The sequence below is a fragment of the Halomonas sp. SSL-5 genome, from assembly GCF_030708455.1.
In the GTDB taxonomy this organism is placed as follows: domain Bacteria; phylum Pseudomonadota; class Gammaproteobacteria; order Pseudomonadales; family Halomonadaceae; genus Halomonas.
This window is the reverse complement of the sequence record NZ_JAUYWF010000026.1, coordinates 1-554: the sequence shown is the minus strand read 5'-3', so window position 1 is coordinate 554 and position 554 is coordinate 1. Positions and strand designations below refer to the sequence as shown.

Annotated in this window: 1 protein-coding gene; it reads right to left on the bottom strand. The window is 68.8% G+C overall.

Annotated elements, in window-relative coordinates:
* The coding region (locus RAN53_RS16330) for a DUF5801 repeats-in-toxin domain-containing protein (protein ID WP_305797851.1) at positions 1 to 554 on the bottom strand (554 nt) is incomplete at both ends.

Here is a 554-nt window from a genome sequence, read left to right as displayed (position 1 = left end):
TCCTCGAAGCCGATCAGGCTGCCCAGCTCGATCTTGCTGGACGCGGTGTCGGTATCGCCGTCGGTCAGCGTCGCCTCGAGCTCGACCAGCCCGGCGGTCATGCTCACCGCGCTGTCGTGGTCGTTGCTGTCAGCGCCGTGGTCGAGCGCCCGGTACTGGGTGGTGGTGACATCACCGGTGGTGCCATTGACCGCGATGGTGAAGACCAGGTCTCCCCCGGTCGCGGTGCGGCCCTCGATCACGCCGCCATTGTCGGACAGCACTACCGCCTCGTCGCTCGCGGTGTCGGTCAGCCCGCTGTCCACCGGCTCCGTGCCGTTCAGCACCAGTGCATAGACCTTGCTGGCCTCGCCGTCCGTGCCCGCGTCCGCGGTCTCGGAGAACAGCGTCGCTGCCGTGGTCTCGGCATAGCCGATGGCCCCGGCCGGCGCTCCAGTCTCATCGTCGGGCGCCGCGTTACCCTCTTCATCCTTCGAGGAGCCGTCGGTACCCAGCGACTCGTCGACGTCGATCGAGGCGCCCTCGACCAACGTCAGGTCGATCGCCGGGCCGTC